Annotated in this window: 8 protein-coding genes; 5 read left to right on the forward strand and 3 right to left on the reverse strand. The window is 66.8% G+C overall.

Annotated elements, in window-relative coordinates; translation table 11 throughout:
• Positions 1 to 413: 413 nt before the first annotated feature.
• On the forward strand, positions 414 to 1,949 hold the full coding sequence (locus tag A5732_RS17195; RefSeq protein WP_076051296.1) for a DUF4185 domain-containing protein: 1,536 nt from the start codon (positions 414 to 416) through the stop codon (positions 1,947 to 1,949).
• Between the two features lie 45 nt (positions 1,950 to 1,994).
• Positions 1,995 to 2,381, forward strand: coding sequence for a hypothetical protein (locus tag A5732_RS17200; RefSeq protein ID WP_076051295.1), 387 nt, complete (start codon positions 1,995 to 1,997; stop codon positions 2,379 to 2,381).
• 57 nt (positions 2,382 to 2,438) lie between these two features.
• On the opposite strand, the gene A5732_RS17205 is transcribed toward A5732_RS17200, so the two are convergent.
• Positions 2,439 to 2,654, reverse strand: a complete 216-nt coding sequence (locus A5732_RS17205; RefSeq protein ID WP_076102832.1) for a hypothetical protein — start codon at positions 2,652 to 2,654, stop codon at positions 2,439 to 2,441.
• A 900-nt stretch (positions 2,655 to 3,554) separates the two neighbouring features.
• Between A5732_RS17205 and A5732_RS17210 the strand changes: the two genes are divergently transcribed.
• Positions 3,555 to 4,778, forward strand: coding sequence for a PPE family protein (locus tag A5732_RS17210; protein ID WP_076102833.1), 1,224 nt, complete (start codon positions 3,555 to 3,557; stop codon positions 4,776 to 4,778).
• A gap of 28 nt (positions 4,779 to 4,806) precedes the next feature.
• Positions 4,807 to 6,189, forward strand: coding sequence for a PPE family protein (locus A5732_RS17215; RefSeq protein WP_076102834.1), 1,383 nt, complete (start codon positions 4,807 to 4,809; stop codon positions 6,187 to 6,189).
• 28 nt (positions 6,190 to 6,217) lie between these two features.
• Here A5732_RS17215 and A5732_RS17220 read toward each other — a convergent pair whose 3' ends face one another.
• Together A5732_RS17220 and A5732_RS17225 are read right to left on the reverse strand one after the other, a co-directional pair.
• Positions 6,218 to 6,511 carry a hypothetical protein gene (locus tag A5732_RS17220; protein WP_076102835.1) on the reverse strand — a complete coding sequence of 98 codons (294 nt, stop codon included), beginning with the start codon at positions 6,509 to 6,511 and terminating at the stop codon, positions 6,218 to 6,220.
• Between the two features lie 113 nt (positions 6,512 to 6,624).
• Positions 6,625 to 7,017 carry a hypothetical protein gene (locus A5732_RS17225; protein ID WP_076051338.1) on the reverse strand — a complete coding sequence of 131 codons (393 nt, stop codon included), beginning with the start codon at positions 7,015 to 7,017 and terminating at the stop codon, positions 6,625 to 6,627.
• Between the two features lie 308 nt (positions 7,018 to 7,325).
• Here A5732_RS17225 and A5732_RS27095 point away from each other — a divergent pair, with 308 nt between their 5' ends.
• Positions 7,326 to 7,553 carry a hypothetical protein gene (locus A5732_RS27095; protein ID WP_142256630.1) on the forward strand — a complete coding sequence of 76 codons (228 nt, stop codon included), beginning with the start codon at positions 7,326 to 7,328 and terminating at the stop codon, positions 7,551 to 7,553.
• Positions 7,554 to 7,666: the final 113 nt, after the last annotated feature.

Raw genomic sequence — 7,666 nt, forward strand, 5'->3', positions numbered from 1 at the left:
GTCACCCAGCAAAGTCGATGTCGCTCCATGCGGCACCCCGCAGCCCCCACGCCGCTGGCGCGCGATCGGGTGATGGGGTGCCCTCCTCGTAACGACAAGCCGGCTTCGGGCGAGCGGTCGGCCCAGCCGCCGGTGGGGCGGTGCCGGGATCCATCCTGGCACCGCGCCGGCAGCCAAGTGGTCCAGCGTGGCCGTGGCCATGGCAAAGCTATCAAGGCCTCCCAGCTGCCCGTATGGACAGGGAGCTAATCACCCGCCGGGTGCGCCGTGGACGGGGATCGCTGCGTTGCGACACGGTCACGGATGGATACCTATCAGCTCATCACTGGTCACATTTGTCCCGCGGCTCACTATCGTCACATGGGCCAGCTGAAGGACGTCACCGCGGTGTCCTACCCCTCGAAAGGTGCTACATGTCGGCGTTTCTGCGAAGTGTGTCGCTATCGATGGCGTCGGCGGCCGCTATCGGATTCGTCCTTGTGGTGGGGCCCGCGCCAATTGCAAACGCCACTCCGTGCGGGGCGCCCGAGGCGAACGTCGAACCTCCCGCCGCGCCGCCGGCCATGCCCGCACCCCAGCCCGTTGTCCAGCCGCCAGTCGGGCGCAGGCCCACGCACACGAATGATCAGGCGCCGCTACCGCGGCTGGGTCCGCTGATTTCGTCGTTGCTCAAGCCGGCCGCTCCGGGGCGGCAATACTCCGCACCGGTGCACCCTCGAGCCGAGGGGCCCGGAGCCGACCCGTCCGCGCCGATGTATCCGCAAGCCGAGGTATTGCCACCCGGACCCAATCCGCCCGCGCCCGGGATGCCGGTCCCGCCGAATGCCAACCAGCTGCGCCCGAACGCCGCGCCTATGCCGCGGCCGCAGCCACAGCCCGAGCCCGGACCGCCGCCCCCTTCGATCGCGGGGGCTCCGACCTCGCTCGTCGACTGGGTGACCGGACCGAACGGACCCAACAAGACCCTGCAACGTTTCAGCATCTCCGGCACCGACCTCGGGATTGCCTGGGACAACGGCGATCCCGCCAACCGACAGGTACTGATGGCCTTCGGTGACACCTTCGGCTATTGCAAGGTGCACGGCCAGCAGTGGCGCTACAACACCTTGTTCCGCAGTAACGACCACGATCTGTCCAAGGGGATTCACATCGCCGACGGTGTGCCGAACGACAGATACTCCGGCTCGCCGGTGTGGGCGCCCGGACTTTCCAAGCAGGTCGTCAACACCATCCACAAGGCGGCCCACGAGACGGGCATCATTCCGACCGCGGCGATGTCCATGGGCAGAACCCAGTACATGAGCTACATGTCCATCCGCCAGTGGGGCCGTGACGGCGAATGGTCGACGAACTACTCGGCGATCGCCCGATCCAATGACAATGGCCAAAACTGGGGGATCTTCCCGACCACCATTCGCACGGCCTCGCCGGATGCCATTCCGGGAGCTGGGTTTACGCCCGGAAATGAAAACTTCCAGATGGGCGCGTTCCTGAAGGGGAACGACGGTTACCTCTACCAGTTCGGCACCCCGTCGGGGCGTGGCGGTGCGGCGTTCCTCTCGCGCGTCCCACCGAATCAACTGCCCGACCTGACCAAGTACCAGTACTGGAACGGCGACAACGGCGGTCACTGGGTGGCGAACAATCCCGGCGCGGCGACACCGATTTTCCCGGGGCCAGTCGGCGAAATGTCGGCCCAGTACAACAGTTATCTCAAGCAATACCTGGTGCTCTACACCGACGGCGGCAGCAACGACGTCGTGGCACGGACCGCGCCGACGCCGCAAGGGCCGTGGAGTCCCGAGCAGCCGCTGGTGTCCTCGTTCCAAATGCCCGGCGGTATCTACGCGCCGATGATCCATCCCTGGTCGTCGGGACGAGACCTGTACTTCAACCTGTCGCTGTGGTCGGCATACGACGTGATGCTGATGCACACCGTGCTGCCGTAAACCGTTGCCGTCGAACAACGATGGCCGAGTGAGAGGAGGGCGAGGATGATCGCCTTGGAGTATCACGACAATTGTTGCGGCCTCGCCGACCCGCTCACTCCTCTCGCGGCGGCGGCGTTGCCCGACGATGTGCCCATGTCGTCGGCGGGTGCGCCTTCCCGACGGGAGGGTGTCGACGGTGTGGACACCCACACGGTGTTCGACGGCCACCGGCCGGACTTCTGGACGGTGGGAAGGCCGGGGCTCCGAGACATCGAGGTGTGCATCGAAGGAACCCGCGCCGACGGCGCGATCAGCCTGGGCCTCGTGGTCAACGGCCTGGACTGCAGTGGTGTTCCGATCGACCAGGCGCTTTCGCTCGCAGACGCCCGGGGGGATGCGGGCGTCTGCGGCGTTAGCTGCCGCGGAGGCGGGCACCTCAAAGCGAGTTAGCCAGCGCCTGAGGGTTTTTCGCGGCCGTCGTCGCCGATCTGCGTCAGGGGGTATCGGCTACGGCGGCGGCGGAATCCACCGCTTGCCGTCCGTCGTCCAACCGCAGGGCAGGTAGTTCCAGTGTGCCGGCGGGTTGGGGTCGAAATTCAAGCATTTCGGTGCGTAGAACGAGGGGGCGGGAGGTGGTGGCGGCGGCTGGTTCTCGGCGCGGGCGACGGCCCCGCCGAGCATCACGGCCCCAACGGCCATAAGTGTCGCGACCAGCTTCCGCATCGCAGGCTCGTCTCATGCCCTACGAAGCGACGGGCGCTACGTTTCTTTCCTCACGCGCACGGTATAGATGCTAGTCCTCTTTTCCGTACTGCGTGGGACCTGAAGTTGTCCCGCGACGTCGATCCTTGACGCGTGGTCCGAAGGCGCGCCGAGCGCCTGTGCCAGGGCGTGGCCACCGATTTTGCGAGCACGCGTGGCGCCCCACGTTCTCGCGCCGGCATCGCGATGATCCGGAATCCGAACGGGCCGTCCACCGCCGATGGGCGCGTACTGAGAAATCGTGCGCTCGTGTGCACGAGTAACGAACGGGATATGGACAGGGCGTAAACACGAAAAGTAGGATTGCCTGGTCATCTACTGGTAGGGCGGGAGTTCGTTACGGCATTGCCAGCGCCGTGCAGGAGCATTGCAATGAGGTCTCTCGACGCGGGTTCACTCCCTGCGTCTGCATTGATGAAGTGTCTGACCGCACTGCGCGGCCTGACCGCTCCCGTCGGTGCGCAAGACCGCCAAGATAGCTGGCGTGCAATCGAAGTGATTGCTGATCGCCACAGTCGCCGAGTCGAATCGTATCTGCAGCGCCGTCGGCATCGCCCGTGGCGCAACAGGGGATCCTAGCCTTCGACCCGCAGCCTTTTATGCCGTGATCGGCGTTGCGCAGCAACTCCAATGACGTCGGCATATCACCACGGCCGACGAACGCCGTGGCCAACTTCAGGTCGCACGGGGAATCCATCGATTGCCTTGTGCCACAACATCAATACCCCCTAGTCAGGCCGGCTCGCCATAGCGCGCCTGTTCTGCCATCGGCATTGCTGCTCCGGGCGTTAACAGCACATCGGGCCGCGTGTTGCCAAGCGCAAGTGTGATTGCCGATCGATTGAAAAATGAGGTATACCAATGGATTTCGGAGCCTTACCGCCCGAGGTCAACTCCGGACGAATGTATGTCGGCCCCGGGTCGGGGCCGATGCTGGCTGCCTCGGCGGCCTGGGATGCGTTGGCCGCCGAGCTGCACTCCGCGGCGGCATCGTACGAGTCGGTGATCGCAAACCTGACCGGCGCGTGGCAGGGTCAATCATCGGGCAGCATGGCCGCCGCCGCGGCACCGTATGCGGCATGGATGAGCGCGACCGCCGCCCAAGCTGAGCAAACCGCCAATCAGGCGAGGGCGGCCGCGGCCGCCTATGAGATCGCGTTCCTCGCAACGGTGCCCCCGCCGGTCATAGCGGCCAACCGAGCCCAATTGATGGCGCTGGTCGCCACCAATTTCCTGGGTCAGAACACTCCGGCGATCATGGCCACCGAAGCGCAGTACGCCGAAATGTGGGCGCAAGATGCCGCGGCGATGTACGGCTACGCCGGCTCGGCGGCAACCGCCGCACAAATAACCCCATTCGGCCAGCCACCGCAGACCGCCAACCCGGGCGGGATGGCGATACAGGCCGCTGCCGTCGCGCACGCGACCGGCGCCTCTGTCGCGACGAACACGCAAACCGCACTGCCGCAACTGATGTCGGCCGTGCCGCAATCGCTGCAAAGCCTAACCACGCCCACCGCCGCTGATCCGTCGCTGCTGTCAGCGTTCGACTCGGCCTTCACGGGTCCGTTGGGGCCCATCTCGTTGTATGGCATCGCGGGCAGCCCGTACCTGCTGGGTGTCGAAAGCTACCTGGTGCCCCAGAACGTGGCCAACGTGAACAGTGCCAGACAGCGGCTCGACAGGGACAGGTCCAAGCTGGGATCGCTGGGCGGCGGGCTGGGTTCGGAGACGCGGGTGGTCCGCTCGACTGTCCCGGTAAGCGCCGGAACGTCAACGGGCATAGGCCGTGCCGGAGCGGTCGGTCGCTTGTCGGTGCCGCAGGGATGGGCCGCGGCGGCCCCGGAAATCCGGTCGGTCGCCGCGGTGTTGCCCCAGACCGCCTTTGCCGGTGCCCCCGCCGCCCTCGCCACGGAGGGGCAGGGGCCGCTGTTCGGCAACCTGGCCGCGTCCGGCCTGGCCGGTCGTGTCGCGGCCAACGCCGGTGGTTCTGCTCGCGAAATGGGCTTCGGGGGCAGCGCATTCGGTCGTGCGGCGACCACCGCCACGATCATCGTCATCAACTCAGACGACCCGCAGGAATAGCCGCGGTCGCCAATATCGAGGAGCAGCAATGGATTTTGGAGCCTTACCGCCGGAAATCAACTCCGGGCGGATGTACGCCGGGCCCGGCTCGGGGTCGCTGTTGGCCGCGGCGTCGGCCTGGGATGGATTGGCCGCCCAGCTGTATTCTGCGTCCGCAGCGTACGAGGCGGTGATCTCGAACCTGTCCAGCGGCTGGCAGGGTCCGTCGTCGGTGGCGATGGCGGCGGCGGCGACGCCGTATGTGGAGTGGATGAGCTCCACCGGCGCGCAGGCCGAGCAGGCCGCCTCCCGGGCCAGAGCCGCGGCGGCCGCCTATGAGACCGCGTTCCTGGCGACCGTGTCCCCCGTCGCGGTCGCCGAGAACCGCAGTCAGCTGGCGTCGCTGGTGGCGACCAACGTTTTCGGCCAGAACACCGCCGCGATTGCGGCCACCGAGGCGGAGTACGGGCAGATGTGGGCGCAGGACGCCGCCGCGATGTACGGCTACGCCGGTTCCTCGGCGACCGCCGCGCAGATGACGCCATTCAACTCGGCGCCGCAAACCACCAATCCCGTTGGAGCGGGCGGTCAATCGGGGGCGGTCGCCCGAGCAGCCGGCACGGCGCCCGCCAACATGCAGTCGGCCTTGTCGCAGCTGATGTCGGCGACGCCGCGAACCCTGCAAGGCCTCGCGTCGCCCGCCGTGTCTCCCGCGGCGGACCCGTCGTCGCAGGCGTCGTCATTGGCGACGTGGCTGAACAACCTGAATTCCACGCCGTTGGCGAGGATCGCCGCGAACGTCGAGTTCGTCACCAAGGCCCTCCGTCCGGTCAACGACACGTTGCTCAGCATCAGCCTGGGCCTGGTGGCGACGGCGCGGACGTGGAGCGACACGGCGGTCGAACTGGAGGGGCCGCTGTTCGCCAGCCTGGGTTCGAGCACGCAGGCGGTGGGCGCGGCGGCCGTATCGGCGAGCGCCGGCAGCGCGGGTCTCGCGGGGGCGTTGTCCGTGCCGCCGGGCTGGGCTGCGGCTAGCCCGGGCGTCAAGCTCGCCGCCACGGTGTTGGAGTACACGACCACCGGCGCCGCCCCGACGGTCGCGGCGGCGGCGAGTGGCCTCTCGGCCGAGATGGCCTTGGCGGGCTTGGCCGGAAGCGCGCTCGGTGGTGCCATGCCCCGCGGATTGGCCGGGGGCGCTGTGCGAAGCCCGGCTCGCCGCTCGTCGGACAACGCCGGCAAGACCCCGGACAAGCTCAAGACCGTCCTGGCGGAACTGCAGCAGGCGCCCGAGGCGGTGCAGCACTGGCACACCGACAAGGCGCATCTGGAAAGCCTTTTGGATCAGCTGGCCAAGAAGCCGGGTGTGCACGCCGTGCATTTGTCCTCGGCCGACAAATCCAAGGCCACACCGCCGCGGCCCACCTGGGGGTGAAGACGCGTCGGCTGAGGTGAGACGGTGCCTAGGCGGCGCTGTGGCGATGCCAGGGCGCGTGTGCCGACGCCTTTTTCGGCTGGCGGTGCCCGGTCGGCAAATGAGACACGGAAGCCAGCGCCGCCTCGCTGCCCTGCGCGCGACGCCCGGCGGTGCGACGGATCCACCACGCGGCCGCGATGGCCGCCGCGGTCAGCGCGAGGGCCGACACGATCACGACATCTCCTAGGGCGAGCAGCAGGATGGTGCCCGCGATGACCCACAGCGTCTCGGCAATGGGGAAAGGGGCAGCCGAGCGTTGGCGAATGATGGTCTGCCGCATGTCAGCCTCGCTAAGTGAGGGCCACCGTCGGAACCAGTGACTGCAGTCTGCAACATCCGAGCGGCCGAAAGGCTGCCCGCGTGGGGGCCCGAGGTGACCCAACTCACTTCCGCTTATGCCGTCGAGGCGGCGGCGCGTTTCTGGTTCGCCAGCGCGGTAAGGCCCATGCCGAGGAACACCGCCGCGCCGCCACCGGTCACGATCGCACCGATCGGTCGCAGCGTCTGGCGTCGGATGCCGCGCAGGGTCGCGACGATGTCCAGGGCGTCGGTGAGCAGCCCAAGTTGCAATGCGCGGGTGCGCAGCTGCGGTGATGCGGGATCCGCGACGGCCAGGGCGAGCGTCAGTTCGCGTGACCCGAAGAGCTGGGTGAGAAGTGGCTGGCTCGCAGAACCCAGTCCAAACAGGTGGGCGGCTCTGCTTGGGGCCGCCCACGAGGCCACGCCGGTGGCAAAGCGCAGTGCGGCGAAGGTCGGGATGAGGGCGCTATTCGGTGTGGTGGTCATGGGACCATCCTCTTCCGGCGAGCCGTCGATGCATACCTCTTCCCCGATCGGCCACATGCCAGGGACATCAAGTGCCGCCTCGGCAGGATGCTCTGGTTGCCGGTGGTTATCGTCAGCCGTTGTCGCGGAACGGGTTTCGCTATCGCAGCCACATCAACCTCCGCCGCACGACGAGATGGTGAACCCGTGTGCGTACGATCCCGCGATTGAGGACCGCGGCCCGCACTCAGCAGATTCCTAACTGATTCTTGGGAGATTGCTGGCTAGCCTCTCAGCAGACGACAAGAGGCGTGGGACAGAATCGATCCATGGTCGATCCCTCCGCCCTCGTCGCATCCCGCATCATCGAACACTCCGCCGCGTATCTGAAGTGCGGTCACTGCCACCGCGTGGCTACCAAGTCAAATGCCGTAATCCGCCGGTTGCCCGGGATTGATGTGGTGTTATGTCACGACTGCCAATTCGAGCGGCTCACAACAGCGCTGCATGTGTCGTGCACGGCAGTTGAAGAGGGCGACGCGAGCGCGGTCGCCTAGTTGCCCCTAACCGGGAAAAACCACCTCTGACGTGCCCCCCTGTTCAGAGTCGGTTGATGGTTTACGTTTCTGTTTCGGTTGATCCTTGACACTCGGTGTTGTGGTTTAGGTCG

Source organism: Mycobacterium colombiense (assembly GCF_001953985.1).
Taxonomy (GTDB): Bacteria; Actinomycetota; Actinomycetes; order Mycobacteriales; family Mycobacteriaceae; genus Mycobacterium; species Mycobacterium colombiense_B.

Coding starts and splice junctions, on each gene's coding strand:
- A5732_RS17195 (WP_076051296.1), top strand. CDS start 414: ATGTCGGCGTTTCTGCGAAGTGTGTCGCTATCGATGGCGTCGGCGGCC.
- A5732_RS17200 (WP_076051295.1), top strand. CDS start 1,995: ATGATCGCCTTGGAGTATCACGACAATTGTTGCGGCCTCGCCGACCCG.
- A5732_RS17205 (WP_076102832.1), bottom strand. CDS start 2,654: ATGCGGAAGCTGGTCGCGACACTTATGGCCGTTGGGGCCGTGATGCTC.
- A5732_RS17210 (WP_076102833.1), top strand. CDS start 3,555: ATGGATTTCGGAGCCTTACCGCCCGAGGTCAACTCCGGACGAATGTAT.
- A5732_RS17215 (WP_076102834.1), top strand. CDS start 4,807: ATGGATTTTGGAGCCTTACCGCCGGAAATCAACTCCGGGCGGATGTAC.
- A5732_RS17220 (WP_076102835.1), bottom strand. CDS start 6,511: ATGCGGCAGACCATCATTCGCCAACGCTCGGCTGCCCCTTTCCCCATT.
- A5732_RS17225 (WP_076051338.1), bottom strand. CDS start 7,017: ATGACCACCACACCGAATAGCGCCCTCATCCCGACCTTCGCCGCACTG.
- A5732_RS27095 (WP_142256630.1), top strand. CDS start 7,326: ATGGTCGATCCCTCCGCCCTCGTCGCATCCCGCATCATCGAACACTCC.